Source organism: Winslowiella toletana, from assembly GCF_017875465.1.
Lineage (GTDB): Bacteria > Pseudomonadota > Gammaproteobacteria > Enterobacterales > Enterobacteriaceae > Erwinia > Erwinia toletana.
Window position 1 is genome coordinate 3546580 of the sequence record NZ_JAGGMQ010000001.1, and the last position, 17827, is coordinate 3564406.

Consider the following 17827-nt stretch of genomic DNA (forward strand, 5'->3'; position numbering starts at 1 on the left):
GTTAACGCCGTCCCTACGAGCCGGGCACCGCGGCGCCGCTGGCAATAAACCAGACAAAGAAAACCACCGCCGCAATAAAGATAAGGGCCGGTGCAATCGCTCTTTTATTCATTTTATTCTCTCAGGGGAATTCGCCAGAGGCCATATTCTATCCGCTTCAGGCTTTGTCTGCAGCAGTTTTGCCCGGCCCTGCGGCGAACTGTGCTAATTCTGAAAGTGTTAACCGGGGCCGTGCTGGCGAAGATGACGCGCGGGTTTTCACCTAATCTTTCTCTGCGGTCAGACAAAATCACAATGAGAAGAATGATGGGTGACTACTACTATCTGGAAAACAAACCACAGCCAAATACCTTTAAAATAGTTCACCGTTCCGGCTGCCTGAAGCTCACCATTCTCAGGCGCGATCGGGCATTTCTCGGCACCTTTTATACCGCAGCAGAAGCGCTGGTTAACGCCCAGCAAAAGCATCGCGCCTGTCGCGTTTGCCCGCTGTGTTGCAGCAAAACGGCATAATCCACCGGCCATCGGCTGACGATGGCTTTTTCTATCTGACGCCAATACGCTGATCTTTACCGATACGGCGGAACTGACAATAAGCCAGCCACTCCTCCCAGCAACGATCCGGATTGATATCCGGCCAGCTACCGTTTTTGGTCATCTCGGCCGCGATATGGTCGGGCAGGCTGACGGCAGTGGCATTTGCGCGAATCCTCTCCACGTCGCTGCGTGATAATGGGGTGGATTGCTGGTTCTGCGCGCTTACCAGCAGCTTAACCAGCGCAGGAATATAAATAATCGCCATAACAGGTTTCCTTTAGCAGGAGAGTAAGAGTTGGAGGGCCTGTCGCTGGCTATTAATAAGGGAAGCTGGCGCTGCGGCTACATTATGATTATCGGCATTGCACAGGATGACTTGAGGGGGATGGATTTTCCAGGTAGGTTTTTTAATCAGTATTTTTGACAAAGATAAGCAAATAGCTCCGCTATCAAACATTGCCTGCGGGCGTTACTATTGTTTTATCGAAGACAAGCAGCCTTCTCCCAGTCAAAAACCTGAAGGAATTAAATCATGAAATCGATCAAAACTTTTGTTGCAGTTATCGCCCTTGCTACCGTATCTTTCGGCAGCTTTGCTCAAAGCGTGAGCGCCACCGGTAGCCACCTCGACAGCGCGGAAGCGCGTATTGCCGCGAAAGCGCAGGCAGCCGGTGCTTCATCTTATAAAATCACCAGCGCCAGCAACGGCAACTATGTCTATATGACGGCTGACCTGATTAAATAAGTCTGCTGAATAACAAAAGGGAGCCTCAGGCTCCCTTTTTGCGTTTGTGGCTTAGCTGTGCTGAATCATCGGCTTGCTATGCAGTGCTAATTGCAGAGGTGGCGGCACTGGTTAATAGCGCAACAGACCGCCATCAACCGCATACTGGCTGCCGGTGACATAAGAAGCATCATCAGATAACAGAAACAGCGCCACCGCCGCGGCTTCATCAGCGGTGCCGACCCGGCGTAGCGGCACCTGGCTGACGACAAAATCCTCAAACTGCTGGCGTGCTTCTTCGGGCATAAAGTGGCGGAAGTTGGTCTCAATCGGACCGGGTATCAGCACATTAACCCTGATTTCTCTTGTGGCCAGCGCCGCCGCCCAGCTGCGCGCCATCGCCACCACTGCGCCTTTGGTGGCGGCATACAGGCTGGTCATTGCTGCGCCTTCATAGGTTGAAGAGGAGGAGGTGAGCACAACCGAAGCGCCGGGTTTCAGCAGAGGGGAAAGCTTCGCCAGCTGCAGCATCGGACCTCTGACATTGGCATTCATCATATGATTAAAGGCCTCTGCCGTGACCTCTTCTGGCGTGCCGACCTCGGCAAAACCCGCATTCAGCCACAAACCATCCAGCGTCCCCCATGACAGTAAAGCGTCAGCCAGCGCCTCGGGGCTATTCTCCTGCGCTGCATCGTTATGCAGGATCAAAGCGTCATCGGGCAGTTGCTGTTGCGCTTGTTGCAGGCGGGCAGCATTTAATCCGGTGATGGCGACTTTTCCGCCTTCTTTACTGATACGTAAAGCGCCAGCCAGTCCCATACCACTGGTGCCGCCGGTAATCAGTATGCGTTTATCTGTAAATCTTGCCATGCTTACCTCTTTTTAGCGTTCAGGGACAATTATTCAGCGGATAAAATTTGTGGTGTCCCTTAAGGAAATAAAAATGTTAAGGTCAAAATCTAATGGATAACAACAGGATGCTTAATATGATAGTCAGAACATGGCATGGTTGCGTACCGCTGAAACATGCTGAAGGATTTGCCGCACATTTACAGCTTACTGGTGTACAGCATGCTGAGGGGATCGCCGGAAATCTGGCTGCTTTAGTACGTCGTGAAACTCAGCAGCAGTGGGAGCACTTTTTTCTGGCGACATACTGGGTGGATATTGATGCAGTTAAAGCCTTCGCCGGGGAAAACTACCATATTGCAGTGACATATGCGGACGATGAGCAATTCGAATTGCTGTCCGATCCCTATGTATTTCAGCATCAGGTTAGCAGCGTAACGGCCTTGTAGCCTGCCGCGTGGTTACTGCAAAACACCATAACCCGCCTGTCGCGCCGCCGCTGCGCGCTGCGCCAGCAGCTGATAATGATCCGCTGGCGGCGCCATAAATCCCTGCAACTGTAACGCTGCCAGCAGTTCGCTGACGCGGCTGTCATAGTGCAGTTCGACAAAGGCGCGCTGTAATGTTGCCAGCGTAGTCGGATCCAGGCTGGCGGAAGCGACCAGCAGCGGCATTGGCGCCGGTTGCGTTTGATCAATGACCCGCACTTGCTGCATCAGCTCAGGTTCATCGCGCGCTAACAGCTCAAAAGCATAGCTATCTACCGGGCCGATATCCGCCAGTCCGCTGGCAATGGTTTCCACTACCCGCCGTGGCGTAATCAGCGGCCCGACGGTTTCGCGATACAGTCGCTGCTGGCCGGGCGTCAGCCAGCGCAGCAGATGAAAACGCAGGGCGCTGTAACCAGAGTGCGACTCCGGGTTGGTAAACGCCAGCCGCTGACCAAAGGTTTCCGCCAGATGCTGATAAGGTGCATCTTTTGCCACAATTAAACGGCTGCGATAGCTGCCAGCACCGTCCGCCAGCGAATGCAACGGAACCGGCGTGGCCAGCGCCACCACCGGAAACAGCCCAAGGGAAAACGGCAGGCCGCACATCAACACCCCCGCCAGATCCGCGCGCTGCCACAGGGCCTCCAGCGGCGCCGGGGCCGGATAGTCGATCACATCGCCGCTGACATTTGCCCGGCGATACACCTCCTGCAGCAGCTTCTTCCAGTTTGCCGCCGCCGTCGCAGTGACTGAGTACATCCGTGCGTTAGCGATCATGCGTAGCGTAACGTCTGGCCAATGCCCAGCTTTTGCGCTTTTTCCAGCATCGCATGACCAAGGGCGATATCACTCAGCGACAGGCCGCGATGCCAGAACAGAATGGTTTCATCATCGCGTTCGCGTCCGCTTTTTATCCCGGCGACAATCTGCCCCAGTTCGCCGTGCAGCGTGGTTTCACTCAGCTTTCCGGCTTCAACATGGGCGCGCAGCGAACCAAACATGCCGCCTTTGCACTGACCCCAGTCATCAACCACCATTTTAGCCATAATGTCGGTCAGCGACAGTTCGACTGCGCTCATGGTGCCATAGGGGATCACCAGCGCGCCGGGTTTGATCCACGCGGTCTTCAGCATGGGCGTTGGTTTTTCCAGCCGCGAGGCTTCCACCACGATATCCGCATCGCGCACGCAGCTTTCCCAGTCGTCGGTGACGATAATCTTTTTACCCAGATCCTGCTCCAGCCGACGGGCAAAGGCTTCACGGCTCTCCGCCCGGCGTGAGTGAACGCGGATCTCATCAAAGTCATACAGGCTATCCAGCAGGCGGACATTCCAGTAAGCGGTGCCGCGGGCGCCAATATGCGCCAGAACTTTACTGTTTTTGCGCGCCAGATGGCGGGCGCCAAGCGCGGTGATGGCGCCGGTACGCATATCGGTAATTGCCGAAGCATCGAGGATCGCCACCGGCATACCGGTTTGCGGATTAAATAAATTCAGCATCGCCATCTCTGACGGCAGACCCAGCTTGTAGTTATTGACGTAATCGCCGACCACTTTTACCCCGGCCAGATTCAGCGGCGCAATATAGCCGCGCAGCACATTAAAGTGGCCGTTAAATGCCGGATCAGGGATCAGATGCACGCGCGGTTCAATCACCGTCTGATGGTTGCCCTGCGCCAGCAGTCCGGCTTCGACGGCGGCGAGAATTTCGCTGTCGCTCATTGCCAGCTGTTGAATATCTGGTCCGTTGAGGTAGCTGATATTGACCTGTTCAGTCATCTCTTTCCCTTAGTCTGGCGCTCAGGCCACAAGCAATGTTTGCTGGTAAGTGAATAGCTGCTGGCGATTAAGTTCTCCCAGCAACTGGTGATGGTCATCGGTAACTTTTACTCCGGGCGCGTCGTGGGCCAGCATCAGTGACAGAACCTCTTTCAGGCTGGCATCGGCTTTCACCGCCAGTGAAAAGGCGCTTTGCGCGACTGGCGTCATCGCCTCGCTTACCGCTGTCAACGCCAGCAGTTTCAGCGCGGCATCGTTGCCAATAAAGGCGGTGACAAAATCGTCGGCAGGATGGCTGAGAATGGCTGCTGGCGTGTCGTACTGGCATAGCTTGCCACTGCGCATAATCGCGATGCGGTCGCCCATTTTGATCGCTTCATCAAGGTCATGGGTGACAATCACCACCGTCTTTTTCACCCGTTGCAGAATCTGCTTAAATTCCAGTTGCAGACGGCCACGCACCAGTGGATCGATCGCGCCAAAGGGTTCATCCATTAGCATTACCGGCGGATCGGCGGCCAGCGCGCGCGCAACCCCCACACGCTGGCGCTGTCCACCGGAGAGTTCTGCCGGATAACGCTGACGATCGCGCGCCGGATCCAGCCCGACCAGATGCAGCAGTTCATCGATGCGCGCATCGGTTTTGCGCCGATCCCAGCCCAGCAGGCGCGGCACGGTAGCGATGTTGTCCGCCACATGCATATGCGGAAACAGACCCACATTCTGGATCACATAGCCGATATGGCGGCGCAGCTGCACCGGATCGACGGTGGTGATATCTTCACCATTAACCCACACCCGCCCCTCAGTGGCGTCTTCCAGCCGGTTAATCAGCCGCAAGGCAGTGGTTTTGCCGCAGCCGGAGGGGCCGATCAGTGCGGTGGTGGAGCCTTCCGGGATCTCCAGCGTCAGGTTATACAGCGCTTTCTGCGTGGTGCCGGGATAAATTTTGGTGATATTTTCCAGTTTAATCATCAGGCATTCCCTTTCGGAACATGTTTGAACCAGCTCTTTTCGATGGCGGCAAACAGCAATTCGGCGCCAATCGCCAGCAGAATAATCGGCACCGCGCCGACCAGCAGACGCGACATATCCATAATCGCGATACCGGTGGTAACGAAGTCGCCCAGCCCGCCGCCACCGATAAACGAGGCCAGCGCCGCACCGCCAATCACCTGCACCGCCGCGGTACGTACACCCGCGAGGATCCCCGGCGCAGCCAGCGGCAGAATGACCTGGCGGGTGATTTGCCCACGCGTCAGTCCCATGCCTTGTGCGGCGGAGAGGGTGTCTTTATCGACTGACTGAATACTGGTGCAGGTATTTAGCAGGATCGGCGGCAGCGCGAGGATCACCAACGCCACCACGGACGGCAGCAGGCCAATACCGAGAAACGGCAGCGCGGCGGCGAGGATCGCCAGGCTGGGAATGGTGCGCAGCGTGCTGGCAATATTGGTGGCGATAAAGGTAGCGCGCGGCGAAGCGGCGACCCTGACGCCAACCGGCAGCGCCAGCAGCAGGGAAAACAGCAGCGCCAGTCCACACATCACCAGATGTTGTTGCAGCGCGTCAAAGAACTGCTGCGGATTGGCGATGATCCAGCGCCATGCGTCGATAAAAATCATGCGCTAGCCTCCAGGCTGATCTGCGGGCGACGACGCGCCATACGGCGCTGCAACAGCAGAAACAGGGTATCGACGCCAATCGCCAGCAGCGACGTCAGGCCGCCGCCAGTCAGGATCTTTTCCGGATAGCGCTGATCCAGCCCGGCAAAAATAATCGTGCCCAGTCCACCGGCATTAATATAGGCGGCGACCGTGGCGATACCAATCAGGGTGGTGGCCGCGATGCGCAAGCCGGTGATAATAAACGGCAGCGCCAGCGGCAGTTCAATTTCCCACAGCCGACGCCAGTAGCCGTAACCCATGCCGTGCGCCGCATCCAGCACCTCAGGCGCAATGGCATGAAAGCCGGTGGCGATATTGCGCACCAGGATCATCAGCGCATAGGCGGTCAGGCCGACAATGGCGGGCAGTACGCCGATGCCCAGCCATGGAATAAACAGCGCAAACAGCGCCAGACTGGGGATTGAAAACAGCATGCCGGTAAAGGTCAGCACCAGCGCATAGGTTTTTGGCCGGCGCGCGCTCCAGATGCCGAGGATCATCGCAATCACAAAGGCGCAGCCCAGTGAGATGCCGACCAGATAGAGGTGTTGCCACAAGGCGAGGGCAATATCATCAAGGTGTTTCGGCGCCCAGCGCATCAGTCAGTCTCCAGAAGTTGCTCGTCGGCACTCAGCCAGTCTGGCGTGCGAATCGCGCTGGCCAGCCGGGCAATATCTGCCGCTGAAGAGCGATCCTCATCCAGCGGCGCGACCAGCGTCCGTACCCGTCGCCAGATAGCAGCGCTGCCGCTACCCAGATCGCTGACCGGTAATGCGCGCAGGTCCACCGCCTGTGCGGCCACCAGCAGTTCAATCGCCACCAGGTAGCGCAGACTCTCAACCAGCCGTGCGGTTTTAGTGACGATCGCCATCGACTGTGCGGCGTAATCCTCCACCCGATCGGCCACCGGAATGGTGATGGCCGACATCGGACTGGCGTGATGCACAATATCGCTGGTGAGGGCGGAGATAGTTTTTTGCAGCGTGGCAAAGCCGGTCTGGCCACTGTGCGGCGTCAGGAAGCGCGGCAGTCCGCTGGCGCTGGCGGACATCAGTTTCATCATGCGTTCAGCGGCACAGCTGGCCTGGCGCGCCAGTGCCAGACCCAGCGCTTCAAATGCCAGCGCCAGATGAGTGGCATCGAAATTGGCGTTGGCTAACACCAGATCGGCGCTGGCAATCAGCGCCGGATTGTCATCGGCGCTGTTCAGCTCCAGTTCGGTAGCCTCTCTGGCATGGTTAAACGCCTGCTGCACGCTGGCCAGCACCGATGCGGCGCAACGGAAACTTAATGGGTCCTGCAACAGTCGTGCGCCACCGGCTTGCACCAGCGTGCCACCCGTCAGCAGTGACAACAGATGAGCGGCGCTCTGCGCGCCTCCCGGCAGCGGGCGAATATGGCTGGCCCAGATTGACAGCGGGGAAATATTGGCGCGGAACGCTTCAAATGACAGGGCAATCGCCCCGGTGTGTGCATTGATTAACTGCGCGATATCGCTGAGTACCAGCGCGGCAAGTCCGACGCTGGCTGCATTCGATGACACCAGCGCCAGTCCGTCTTTACCGCTCATTAATGGCAGGGTAAAGCCGACAGTTTTCGCCAGCGCAGCGATCGCACTGACTTCACCCTGATATTCTGCTTCCCCCTGACCAGTAAGCGCCTGGCCGATATGCGCCAGCGGCGCGAGATCGGCCTCGCCGATGGAGCCGATTAACGGAACCTGCGGATGTACGCCATGATTCAGCAGCTGTAACAGCGCCGTGGCGCTGGCCGGTGAAATACCGGAATAACCGGCAGCCAGCCCGGCAAGCCGCGCCAGCATCATCGCCCGCACCTGATCGCGGGTCGCCAGCTGGCCCACACCTACGGCGCGCGCCAGCGGAATACGCTGCTGGATCTGCTGTAAGCGGGCGATATCCTGCTGACCATCGTCACCATGCAGTACGGCGGTATCCACACCGGCGCCAAGGCCGGTGGTGACGCCGTAGATTTGCTCGCCGGATGCAATACGTTGATAAAGGAAGGCGTACCCCTGCTCGATACGCTGCTGCGCCGCCGGGCTGAATGCCACCGGATAATCTTCCCGGGCGACCTTTACCAGCATCGCCAGGCTTAACGCGGTGTGATCACCGAGAGTTAAGGTCATAGCCCCTCTTCAAATTGGGTCAGTTACGATTTCACAATGCCTTTTTCGCGCAAAAATGCTGCTGCGACATCAGCTGGCTCTTCTTTATCTTTCTCTACTGCGGCATTGAGTTTCTGCATGGTGGCGTTATCCAGCAGCGCACTGACTTTATTCAGCACCGCTGCGGCATCCGGATGCGCTTTCAGCGTCTGGTCACGAACTACCGGGGCGACGAAGTAAGGCGGGAACAGATGTTTGTCGTCGGCCAGCGAGACATACTGTCCGTCAGCAATCTGCCAGTCGGTGGCGAAACCGTTCGCCACATCAATTTGTCCGGCGGCCAGCGCATCGTAACGCAGACCCACTTTGGCAAACTGGCGGAACGATTTAAATTTGATGCCGTAAACCTGCTGCAGGCCTTTCAGACCATCCTGACGATCGCCAAACTCAGCGCCCGCGCCAATGGTCAGCTGCGGGGCGACTTTTGCCAGATCGGACAGGGTTTTCAGCTGATACTTTTCTGCCAGCGCTTTGCTGACCAGTAAGGCATAACCATTATTCAGTCTGGCAGGCGCCAGCCAGGTCAGCTGGTATTTTTGCGCATAGACGCTTTTTACCTGCTGATAAACTTTATCCGGATCGGAAGAGAGTTCACCTTTCACCACCGCACTGAGTGCGGTGCCGGTGTACTCCGGGTACAGATCAATATCGCCTTTTAACAGCGCCGCTTGCGCAATTAAGGTGCCGCCAAGGTTAATTTTGCGCTCCACCGGCATCCCGGCCTGCTCCAGCGCTGAGGCGTAGATCTCCGCCAGAATATATTGTTCGGTAAAGCTTTTGCTGCCGACGATGATATCCGCCGCCTGACTGGCGGGCGCAAATGCCGTTAATCCTGCCATTAATAACAGAACCTGCCTGATGGTTGTTATGCGCATTGCTTTCCCCAGCGTAGAGTTATTGTGAATAGACATGTATATACAATATTTATGCCAAAAAAATAGTGATTAATAATCAATCACCTCAGTTTTTTCCGGCGGGAATCAGGTCGAACGTCAGGACAAAAATGCACCAGTAAGATGCACAGAGAGTGTTCAAAGTAGAGCAAAAGCCGGGGGCGGGTGAAATTCGTTTTCGCGATAAGCTATATCTTTATGAACGCACCTGTGGGTTAAAAGTGATAATTAACACCGAGGTCAATCACATAGCTCAGCGATTTTTCCACCATGGGGCTGTTGCGTACCTGATCATCATGCAGGTTAAGCCGCGTGGAGATAAAGCCTTCCCAGCGGGCGCTGAAGCGGTAGTCGAGCGCCAGCTGTAGCCAGGGCGTCAGGCTGGCGCCGGGACGGTAGCGGCTTAATCCGCTGCGACGGGACTCATTATCATCAATGCCATAGTAATAGCGCGTTTGCCGCGCATCCTCCCAGTCGATGCCGAGCGCCGGAATCCATGCCAGCTGGCCGCTTTGCAGATAGCCGGTCCATGACACCGTCGCCAGCAGACCATTGCTCTGACCGAGGGTATCTGCCGCCAGCTGGCCAGACAGCGCGCCATACGGGGTAATCCGCTGATAGCTGACGCCAGCCATCAGAGTGGTGCGGCGATTATTCAGCTGCTGCATCTGCGGCCCTTTGCCATTGCGGCGGTCGTAGCTGCGGTCAAACCATAATCCTTTGATTTTTAGCTCATTGGCTGCATCTTTCCACGCCAGCAGCCCGGCTTCATCGCCATCAATATACAGATGCTGGTCGTTCCAGCTCAGCAGGGGAAAAGGGAAATAATTGACCCGCGTAGCGCGATACGGGTTGATTTGCCACTCATTATCCAGCGCCAGCGCTAAGTCTTTTGCCGACAGTGGCGCCGTAATAAATAGCATCAAACTAAAGAGTAACGGTTTGCATTCCATGGTGTTCACCTGTTGCGGACCGCAGGGAATGACTCAGATATTACTCGCGTAAGCGTGGTTAGTTAAAGTGACGCCGCTCGCAGGGTTAGCGCATAAGGCAGGGGATATCGCCGGACTCTTCATGGCGGAGGCGGTCACATAGCGCCGCGAGAGTTAATTCTGAGTAGACTTCAATGCCATGGCGGGTCAACAGTTCTGTAGTCACGCCCTGACCGGCGATTTGACCGCCGTTAAAGCCACCGCTGTAAATCATCCTGCTGCCGCATGACGGGCTGCCTTCGGTAAGAATGGCAAACTGACAGTTATGCTGTTGCGCCATCTCCAGCGTCAGCCAGGCGGCTAAAATATAGCGCTCGGTGACGTCATCACCGCTGGCTTCACGCACCGTTGCGCCATCGTTAATCACGCCATAACCACGGGCGGAGGACTGGATCTCTGCCGCCGGACGCGGCGTCTGAAAACCCGCAGCCAGTTCCGGGCAGAACACCACAAAGCGGTTTTGTCGCTGCCAGCGGGCGATATATTGACTGACCAGTGTTTTTGCCGAGCCGTTATAGCGCACCGGAAAACCGGCGAGACAGGCGCTGAGAAGGATTTTTTGCATTGCTGCGCCACCTGAAGGCTAAGATTTTTTATCCTGGCATTCAATGTTACGCAAGGCGAGAAATGGGGGTATCATATAAGAACAATTAAACAAACCCAGCCTGCGGCCGGGTTCGGATTATCGCGGAGATTAGGGTTTTATCAGCCTGATGGCGTGTTCCAGCACTTTCTGTTCATCGCGCTCGCTGTCACCGCGTTTAAGTCGGGTCTTCTTCAGCAACTCAGCCAGCACCGAGCGCTGCGTATCACGGCCGCTCTCCGCCAGCACGATAACCGCATCACCAATCACCCGGCACACTTCGTCATAATACTCTTCACTCAACACATCACGTTTCATCGCAACACCTCCTTTCTACACAACCTGGCACGCTTTTGTACATGCCGCCAGTCTGGTGGCATTCCGTTGCTAATGAACGCGTTCCGCTTCGCGCGCTTTACTGGCGCTTCTTGACACCCGGTGGGCTTTTTCCGGGTCGCCAGCCACAAATTCGAAGGTAGGGGAGTAATAAAAGGGCAGCCAGCCGCCGTAGCCATTTTCCCACTCCCAGCGCACCGGGCAGGGCCATAAAATGCCATCGTAAAGTATGTAGTAAATCCATCGACCATTGGGACGACGCGGCTTGGGCGTTTTCATCGGGGCAACTATGTTGAGCTGAGGGTATAGTAAAAAAATAGCCTATATTTTGACCTGTCACACGCTGGGTTTCAACCGGCAACACTTGAATACACCCTAATCCACCAGTTTACTCCTGCTTTATGGGACAGGGGTAACAAAAAATAGTGCGTTACTGGCGGAGAAAAATATGCAGAAAACATACTAAATAGTTTCTGTGCTAAACTACCTCGATTTCCTAAGGATGAGGATCGCAATGATGACACGATACGGAGTACTGGCGCTGTTTTTGACCCCGATGCTGCTGCCAATGGCGCAGGCTAATGATAAAACCCAACTTTTTGAGCATGTAAATCAGCGTCTTGGCTGGATGAAAGATGTTGCCGGTTATAAAGCCAGGCATCATCAGGCAATTGAGGATTTGACGCAGGAGTCACGGGTGCTCTCGCTGACTCTGAATAGTGCTGAGGGCCTTGATCTGCAACCACAGTCGGTTAAGCCCTTTATTACGGCACAGATGGATGTGGCCAAAGCGATACAATATCGTTATCGCGCTGACTGGCTGTCAATGCCGGAAGAGAAATGGACGCCATTACCCTTACCGGTGGTGCGGGAAAAAATTTCAATGCTTAGTACGGACATCCTCCGCCATCTGGCGCAGATGCTGAAGTCCGGAGACCGTGTGCGTGAGGAGGACAGGCCGGCATTTAATATGCTGATCTCGCAACATAACATCGCCGAACCTGATAAAGCGATGCTTTTTGATACCCTGAAACAGGTGTCATTAAAATAGCGCGCTAACGCCAGACCTCGCCGCACAGCAGCACTGCCTGCGGGCGTCGCTGATGAATCCTTTCTGCCATCCGCTGACAAGATTCAAGGGTAGGGTAGATATGTTCTGATACCGGCAGCGCGTCGCAGGCATCGTAGCCGCAGGCGCTGACTAATAGTACAAAGCCAATTAACATATCCCCTCCTTAAACGACGGTCCCTGAAGAGGGAGACTCTCCGTCTTCAGGGTTTAAGTATAGCCGAGCGAAGCGGCAACTGCGTGTCAGACGCAGCAGTTGGAGGAAAAGATGAGTAAAACCAACGTATGCTTTTCAGCTGAAGCGGTGAAAATATTGACCGCGTGAAATATATTTTTGCCATTATCGGCGAAAAAGATTAGCAGAAATAATAATGAATTGATTAATTCATTAATTTTATTTAACTCCGTTTTTGCCCATCATCTAAGAGACATCAGGCAAAAAAAAGTCAACAGTATCCCCCGGCAGATTATCTGCTGAGTGATTTTTGTTGACTATTTACAGCGGCTTATTAGCGATCAGGCTTTATTGTTATCAATGGTGATATTGGGAGCACACTGCTCACCCGCCTTTACCATACGGAATTCTGCTTTACCCTGATGTACATAGATGCAGGCACGACCCATGTCGCCGCCATCCTGTTCCTGCGAGAGTGAAACTGTAACCGTTTCTGCCATCGCGAGCGGTGAGAGCAGTATTGCTGCCATTGCCATAGCGGGCAGGTTGGTTGTATGCCATACCTGTGGGCATTTCATTTTGCACATCCTTTTAACACACCGTAAGAGATTACCGGGTACCAGATAGCCAGCTAAACGCTATCAAAATAAGTTTGCTAATTATTGGTACTGCAAGTGTAAAACTATTGCGAACAACCTGAATCGGTCAATCTAATAATTGTCTAACAGATCACGCTTTTTAAAACTGTTTTTCAGAAACTGCCCCAAACCGGCGACGATCCCGACAAAATGCCTTATCAACCTGTGCCTATTTTGAGGCCGTTAATAGTTGAAGTAAAATCCTAATGCTAAAGTTTCCGGTAAAACTCGGTTTTTAAGAAGTTTCCGGGTCACAGACCAGAAATAATCGAACAGTTATTTGCGCCTGATGGTGCTATTTTGGAATTCCGGTAAACAAATGCGAGGATTACATCAGCAATAACCTGAGTGTACTGGCACTGGCAGGACAATATCTGTATCAGCGCCATCTTCATCCCTGCGGGGCGGCATCTAACCACTGCAGTAAACCCCTGACGTCAGCGTCGATACTGCAACGAAGTCTGGAAAACTGATGAAGTTCAACCCTTAAAGCCCGCCACCCGCGGGCTTAGTCATTTCTGGCGTCAGCGAACCACGCTTGACCTTACCGTAAGGGGAGGGTTTACCCTTCAGATCTCTGAGGTTATCTGAGTGATGAGGAAATCCAATGAACAAGATAAAACCTTTCCTGCTGATTGCGTTGCTGGCGCCATTAAGCGTGCTGGCAGCGGAGACGATGCATATGGACCACGCAAAAGAGAGCGCCGCCCAGCAGAGTTATCAGAGCGGCATGGATAAGATGCATGGCGATATGATGCAGGGGATGCAGTCGGACAATCCTGATGTCGCTTTTGCTCAGGGGATGACGGCGCACCATCAGGGAGCGATTGATATGGCGAAAACCGAGCTGAAATATGGTAAAGACCCTGAAATGCGTAAACTGGCGCAGGAAATTATCGCCGCGCAACAGCCGGAGATCGACCGTATGCAGCGCTGGCTAAAACAGCAGAAGCGATAGTCCGCCGAGTCCCGCCGCCGCAGCGGCGGCGGGAGAGATGGCGTGTATCAGGATGACTGACTGACGATTAATTTAATCCCCAGCAACGCCATCAGGCCACCGCCAAGGGTATCGAGCCGCTTTTTAAAACGCAGATAAGCGCTACGTGGCGCGGTGGCGGAAAGCACCATAACCACAAACAGATACCAGGCAAAGTCGATGGCGAAAGAAGCGACTGGCAGCGCAATATTGATCCAGACAGGATACTGGTGGCTGAGAAAAGCAGCGAATATACTGCCGAAAACCAGCGCGGTTTGCGGATTGCTGATCTGCGTCAGCAGGCCAAGACGAAAGCCGCGGGCGGCGCTATAGCCGTTCGATGCGCCAGTCTCCAGTTCGAGTGGCCGACGGGCGTTGATAATCATCTGATACGCCAGATACAACAGATAGAGGCCACCGGCAATCTTCAACAGCCAGAACAGCCACGGAACCGTCAGTAAAATCGACTGTAACCCCATAATCGCTGCCAGCGCGAACAGCGCACAGCCGGTACTCATCCCTAACGCGGTAAATACCCCGCAGCGACGACTCTCTGACATGGCGGTTTTGGCGACCAGCAAAAAGCTGGGGCCGGGTGACATCGAACCTACCGCAATGACTCCACAAATTGATAAAAACGCAATCAGGCTACTATCCATCACATACTCCTGTCAGGTTGGCACGTTAAGATGGGACTTAGCGCAAATTTAACGTAATCCACGGGATAAAGGTGAACAGAATGGGGCAACTGGAACGGAAAGTTTCAGAATAAAGCCTGTTTAGTTCCGGGTGATTCGCCGCTTATTTCTGCACAAGTGCCCCCGCCCGCGGGAAAAGGGTAACGGGCGGAGGCTAAAGTTGTTAAAGTTGGCGTTTTACACCTTTGTGGAAACACTATGTCTAACGAAATTGCACATCCATCCAGCAGTCCTAAGCAGGCAGCGTTGCAGCTGGTGATTGAACTGGTTCGCGCCGGTAAACTCAGCCCATTGCAGGGCGATGCGTCAAATATGATCTCTATTTACGAACAGTTTAAAACGCATTTTGAATCGGACAAACATAAACACAACTCTGATTCCGCCATCTCTTAACGGCATGCGTGGCAGGGATGCCCGTTCGCCATTCGCCTCTTTTTAGCGCTATTTAGTTCTTATAGATGTTATTCATTCCAGAAACGATGTAATCCGACTTTCGGATTGGCAATCTTTCCCTCTTGATGGCCGCACTGACGTTAAAGTGTTAGCGTTATCACAATAGCGTTGCTCAATAAAATTTATGGTAATACAAAATAAAACAGCGGTTTAAATTTTTCCGCGAAAAATAGCCACTATCAGCGGGTAAACCACATGACGATGGCAACCATTGAGCACCATTCTGTAACGGATCGCGCATTCTTAATTACGCGCCGCATTGGGGATAAAACCTGTTCTCACCACTGGCATCAGTGGCTGGAAATTCTCCTGGTCGAACAGGGCTATGGCACTATTATTGTTGATAATCAGCAATATGCGTTGCGTCCTGGTCGGCTGTTTATCTTTCCACCCTATAAACTGCATAAGGTGCTGGTTGATGAGCGCGATCTTGCCAGCTACCGGCGCACCTTGATCCATCTGGACAGCGCCATTCTGATCAATTTCTTGCGTGATTTTCCGCATCAGCGCGCCCGTTTACAGCGCCTTTGTCATCAGCACGGCGCCGCTACCGTCTATGATTTAAGTGAATATCAGCACGGTCTCGAACAGTTATTCAGCGTTTATCAGCGCATTTTTGACAGCCGTCCATTTAATCTGCCGGACAGCGCCTGCCTGGTGTTACAGCTGCTGAATTTTTTGCCGGAATATGCCGTGAACCGGGAGCCGCGCGATGACAGTATTTCCACGCGTGTGATGTTATGGGTTGAGGAAAATTACGCGCATAAATTTAGTCTCGCGGCGCTGGCGCTGTCGCTTAATTTATCGCGCAGTTATATCTCCCGCAGCTTCAAACAGGAGACCGGAGGGTTGATTCAGGATTATCTGTTGATGCGCCGCTTGTGGCAGGCGTGTGCCTGGTTGCGCAGCGAAGAGCTGCCGGTGGAGGCGATAGCAGAGCAGACCGGCTTTGCCGATACCTCCTATTTTATTACCTGCTTTAAAAAGATGATTGGCGATACGCCGCTTAAATACCGTAAACGCCATCAGGATGATGGCGTTTAGCGGCAGCGGAGTTACTTACTGACCTGATCGTAGTAAAGCATGCTGGTGCCAATCCCCTGTTGTGCGCCTTTAACATTATCGCGCAGACCCACCAGTTTTTGCCCCTGCAAGGTCACCACATACGGCGAGTTGTGCTGAATCTCTTTTTGCAGCTCGACATACAGCGCCTGGCGCTTCTGCACATCACTCTCCGCCGCTGCGGCGCGGGTCTGCGCGCTGAGTTTGGGGATCTCCCAGCCAACACGCCAGGCGAGGGTTTTCGGACCACCGGGTACATTCAAGGCAAAGGTGCTGGCATTGGTATTGGGATCGACATAGTCCGCTCCCCAGTAGATAAAGATCGACTGGAAATTACGTCCGCGCATTTTGCTCCACAGTTCTGATTCTGCCACTGGCTGAATATCTATATTGATATCCGCTTTAGCAAAGCTGGCCTGCAACGCCTGCGCCACATCAGTGTACGGCGGCTGATTGACAATAGTCAGGGAGAAACGGGTGCCGGGCTTAATGCCAGCCTGTTGCAGGATACTCTTCGCTTTGGCGACATCCAGTTTAAATGGCTGATCGGTTAATGCGCCGTCAAAGCCCTGCGGCAGAAACGCCTGGTGCACCTGATACTGTCCCTTCAGTAACTCACCAGACAGGCTGTCATAATCCACCAGCCAGCGTGCGGCCTGCCAGAGTGCCGGATTGCCCAGCGCCGGTTGCTGTTTGTCCTGGGTGTTAAAACCCAGATAGTAGATCAGACTGGAAGGGAAGGCGGAAACTTTAATGCCGGGATGATTTTTAATCGCATCAAACTGATCGGCACCCAGTTCATAGGCGACATCGGCATCACCCTGTTCCAGCAGCAAACGTCGCGAGCCGGGATCGGCCACCCCTTTCAGAATCACCCGTTTCAGTTTCGGCGCGGGACGGGCCTGCGGATTCTGTTCCAGCACCAGCGCCTGCTGCGGAACATAGTTGCGAATGCTGTAAGCGGCGCTGCCAGCGGAGCGGGTGCGCAGCCAGCCGTTACCAAAATCGTTATCTCTGGCATGCTGCTGTACCAGTTTGCTGTCGACAATCGATGCCACCGGCGCGGTCAGCAGACGCAGCGCCAGATCGCTGCCAATTGGCGAAACCCAGCGTAATTCCACTTTGTCATCGCTGATACGCGTGAACTGCGTGTCGATATTTTCTGGCGTCCAGCCTAATTCGCCAAGGATAAACGCCGGGGTTTTATTCAGCTTTACCACTCGCGTCAGTGACCAGATAACGTCGTCGGCGGTGATGGCATTGCCACTGGCAAAGCGACTGCCTGGCTTCAGATTAAATACCAGGCTGTGTTCGCTGCTGCCGGGTTGCCAGCCGGTTGCCAGTTCCGCTACCAGCTGACGCGGATTATTGCGATCCGACGCCACCAGCCCCTGATAGAGATCGGTCAGGCTGCTGGTACTGACGGTTTCAAAGCTCTCTGCCGGATCGAAACTGATAATGCCATCAAGTGGGATTGCCACAACTAAAGTGTCGGCGGGCGTCGCCGCATGGACAGCAGCGGTAAAAGTTAATGCACTGGCGATGGCGACGGGCAGAAGTTTACGCATTTGATGATCCTGATGAGGGGGGATATCAGGACTATAGGGGGCAAACTGGGCGTTGGAAATATCACTTCAGACTATGGTATCCCGCTTTCAGACTATAGCCAGATCAAGGATTTATAATTAACCGGGCGGGATTAAAATATGATCCTGTAG

The 17827-nt window shown here is 54.2% G+C and carries 25 protein-coding genes; 7 read left to right on the forward strand and 18 right to left on the reverse strand.

Features of this window, described 5'->3' with window-relative positions; translation table 11 throughout:
* Positions 1 to 13: 13 nt before the first annotated feature.
* Positions 14 to 112 (reverse strand): YoaK family small membrane protein, encoded by a 99-nt coding sequence (locus J2125_RS16415; RefSeq protein ID WP_017800814.1) that lies wholly within the window; start codon positions 110 to 112, stop codon positions 14 to 16.
* 182 nt (positions 113 to 294) lie between these two features.
* On the opposite strand from J2125_RS16415, the gene J2125_RS16420 reads away from it, so the two are divergent.
* Positions 295 to 513, forward strand: coding sequence for a hypothetical protein (locus J2125_RS16420; protein ID WP_157819441.1), 219 nt, complete (start codon positions 295 to 297; stop codon positions 511 to 513).
* A 31-nt stretch (positions 514 to 544) separates the two neighbouring features.
* Here the strand turns inward: J2125_RS16420 and J2125_RS16425 are convergent, their stop codons facing one another.
* Positions 545 to 802, reverse strand: coding sequence for a hypothetical protein (locus J2125_RS16425; protein ID WP_017800816.1), 258 nt, complete (start codon positions 800 to 802; stop codon positions 545 to 547).
* Between the two features lie 267 nt (positions 803 to 1069).
* On the opposite strand from J2125_RS16425, the gene J2125_RS16430 reads away from it, so the two are divergent.
* The gene (locus tag J2125_RS16430) at positions 1070 to 1282 is read left to right on the forward strand and encodes a YdgH/BhsA/McbA-like domain containing protein (RefSeq protein WP_017800818.1); all 213 of its coding nucleotides are present in this window, start codon (positions 1070 to 1072) and stop codon (positions 1280 to 1282) included.
* Positions 1283 to 1393: 111 nt separating this feature from the next.
* Here J2125_RS16430 and J2125_RS16435 read toward each other — a convergent pair whose 3' ends face one another.
* The gene (locus J2125_RS16435; RefSeq protein WP_017800819.1) at positions 1394 to 2134 is read right to left on the reverse strand and encodes an SDR family oxidoreductase; all 741 of its coding nucleotides are present in this window, start codon (positions 2132 to 2134) and stop codon (positions 1394 to 1396) included.
* Between the two features lie 116 nt (positions 2135 to 2250).
* On the opposite strand from J2125_RS16435, the gene J2125_RS16440 reads away from it, so the two are divergent.
* The gene (locus J2125_RS16440; protein WP_026111653.1) at positions 2251 to 2562 is read left to right on the forward strand and encodes a hypothetical protein; all 312 of its coding nucleotides are present in this window, start codon (positions 2251 to 2253) and stop codon (positions 2560 to 2562) included.
* Positions 2563 to 2574: 12 nt separating this feature from the next.
* On the opposite strand, the gene J2125_RS16445 is transcribed toward J2125_RS16440, so the two are convergent.
* From J2125_RS16445 to J2125_RS16495, 11 genes are all read right to left on the reverse strand, one after another.
* Positions 2575 to 3381: a phosphate/phosphite/phosphonate ABC transporter substrate-binding protein gene (locus J2125_RS16445; RefSeq protein ID WP_017800821.1), complete on the reverse strand. Its 807-nt coding sequence runs from the start codon at positions 3379 to 3381 to the stop codon at positions 2575 to 2577.
* Complete coding sequence (locus J2125_RS16450; RefSeq protein ID WP_017800822.1) at positions 3378 to 4382, reverse strand: ornithine cyclodeaminase family protein; 1005 nt, start codon at positions 4380 to 4382, stop codon at positions 3378 to 3380. The genes J2125_RS16445 and J2125_RS16450 overlap by 4 nt, the downstream gene beginning before the upstream one ends.
* 21 nt (positions 4383 to 4403) lie before the next feature.
* Positions 4404 to 5357 (reverse strand): ABC transporter ATP-binding protein, encoded by a 954-nt coding sequence (locus tag J2125_RS16455; RefSeq protein WP_017800823.1) that lies wholly within the window; start codon positions 5355 to 5357, stop codon positions 4404 to 4406.
* Positions 5357 to 6007: an ABC transporter permease gene (locus tag J2125_RS16460; protein WP_017800824.1), complete on the reverse strand. Its 651-nt coding sequence runs from the start codon at positions 6005 to 6007 to the stop codon at positions 5357 to 5359. Before J2125_RS16460 ends, J2125_RS16455 begins: the two co-directional genes overlap by 1 nt.
* Positions 6004 to 6648, reverse strand: a complete 645-nt coding sequence (locus tag J2125_RS16465) for an ABC transporter permease (RefSeq protein ID WP_017800825.1) — start codon at positions 6646 to 6648, stop codon at positions 6004 to 6006. The genes J2125_RS16460 and J2125_RS16465 overlap by 4 nt, the downstream gene beginning before the upstream one ends.
* Positions 6648 to 8195, reverse strand: a complete 1548-nt coding sequence (locus tag J2125_RS16470; RefSeq protein ID WP_017800826.1) for an HAL/PAL/TAL family ammonia-lyase — start codon at positions 8193 to 8195, stop codon at positions 6648 to 6650. Before J2125_RS16470 ends, J2125_RS16465 begins: the two co-directional genes overlap by 1 nt.
* Positions 8196 to 8218: 23 nt before the next feature.
* Entirely contained in the window at positions 8219 to 9109 is an 891-nt protein-coding gene (locus tag J2125_RS16475) for a glycine betaine ABC transporter substrate-binding protein (RefSeq protein ID WP_017800827.1), read from the reverse strand.
* Between the two features lie 233 nt (positions 9110 to 9342).
* Positions 9343 to 10080 carry a MipA/OmpV family protein gene (locus J2125_RS16480; protein ID WP_017800828.1) on the reverse strand — a complete coding sequence of 246 codons (738 nt, stop codon included), beginning with the start codon at positions 10078 to 10080 and terminating at the stop codon, positions 9343 to 9345.
* 85 nt (positions 10081 to 10165) lie between these two features.
* Positions 10166 to 10684: a 2-thiouracil desulfurase family protein gene (locus tag J2125_RS16485; protein WP_017800829.1), complete on the reverse strand. Its 519-nt coding sequence runs from the start codon at positions 10682 to 10684 to the stop codon at positions 10166 to 10168.
* Between the two features lie 129 nt (positions 10685 to 10813).
* Positions 10814 to 11020, reverse strand: a complete 207-nt coding sequence (locus tag J2125_RS16490) for a DUF2767 family protein (protein ID WP_017800830.1) — start codon at positions 11018 to 11020, stop codon at positions 10814 to 10816.
* A 69-nt stretch (positions 11021 to 11089) separates the two neighbouring features.
* The gene (locus J2125_RS16495; protein ID WP_026111654.1) at positions 11090 to 11317 is read right to left on the reverse strand and encodes a hypothetical protein; all 228 of its coding nucleotides are present in this window, start codon (positions 11315 to 11317) and stop codon (positions 11090 to 11092) included.
* A 238-nt stretch (positions 11318 to 11555) separates the two neighbouring features.
* Between J2125_RS16495 and J2125_RS16500 the strand changes: the two genes are divergently transcribed.
* Positions 11556 to 12089 carry a chorismate mutase gene (locus J2125_RS16500; protein WP_100229629.1) on the forward strand — a complete coding sequence of 178 codons (534 nt, stop codon included), beginning with the start codon at positions 11556 to 11558 and terminating at the stop codon, positions 12087 to 12089.
* Between the two features lie 4 nt (positions 12090 to 12093).
* On the opposite strand, the gene J2125_RS16505 is transcribed toward J2125_RS16500, so the two are convergent.
* Both J2125_RS16505 and J2125_RS16510 read right to left on the reverse strand, forming a co-directional pair.
* Positions 12094 to 12264 (reverse strand): hypothetical protein, encoded by a 171-nt coding sequence (locus tag J2125_RS16505; RefSeq protein WP_017800833.1) that lies wholly within the window; start codon positions 12262 to 12264, stop codon positions 12094 to 12096.
* A 359-nt stretch (positions 12265 to 12623) separates the two neighbouring features.
* Positions 12624 to 12860 carry a hypothetical protein gene (locus J2125_RS16510; RefSeq protein WP_017800834.1) on the reverse strand — a complete coding sequence of 79 codons (237 nt, stop codon included), beginning with the start codon at positions 12858 to 12860 and terminating at the stop codon, positions 12624 to 12626.
* 667 nt (positions 12861 to 13527) lie between these two features.
* Between J2125_RS16510 and copM the strand changes: the two genes are divergently transcribed.
* On the forward strand, positions 13528 to 13878 hold the full coding sequence (gene copM / locus J2125_RS16515) for a CopM family metallochaperone (RefSeq protein ID WP_017800835.1): 351 nt from the start codon (positions 13528 to 13530) through the stop codon (positions 13876 to 13878).
* A gap of 47 nt (positions 13879 to 13925) precedes the next feature.
* Here copM and J2125_RS16520 read toward each other — a convergent pair whose 3' ends face one another.
* Positions 13926 to 14555, reverse strand: coding sequence for a LysE family translocator (locus J2125_RS16520; RefSeq protein ID WP_017800836.1), 630 nt, complete (start codon positions 14553 to 14555; stop codon positions 13926 to 13928).
* Positions 14556 to 14792: 237 nt separating this feature from the next.
* Between J2125_RS16520 and J2125_RS16525 the strand changes: the two genes are divergently transcribed.
* Both J2125_RS16525 and J2125_RS16530 read left to right on the forward strand, forming a co-directional pair.
* Positions 14793 to 14987 carry a hypothetical protein gene (locus tag J2125_RS16525; RefSeq protein WP_017800837.1) on the forward strand — a complete coding sequence of 65 codons (195 nt, stop codon included), beginning with the start codon at positions 14793 to 14795 and terminating at the stop codon, positions 14985 to 14987.
* A gap of 255 nt (positions 14988 to 15242) precedes the next feature.
* The gene (locus J2125_RS16530; RefSeq protein WP_017800838.1) at positions 15243 to 16091 is read left to right on the forward strand and encodes an AraC family transcriptional regulator; all 849 of its coding nucleotides are present in this window, start codon (positions 15243 to 15245) and stop codon (positions 16089 to 16091) included.
* An 11-nt stretch (positions 16092 to 16102) separates the two neighbouring features.
* Here J2125_RS16530 and J2125_RS16535 read toward each other — a convergent pair whose 3' ends face one another.
* Entirely contained in the window at positions 16103 to 17677 is a 1575-nt protein-coding gene (locus J2125_RS16535) for an ABC transporter substrate-binding protein (RefSeq protein WP_017800839.1), read from the reverse strand.
* Between the last annotated feature and the right edge of the window lie 150 nt (positions 17678 to 17827).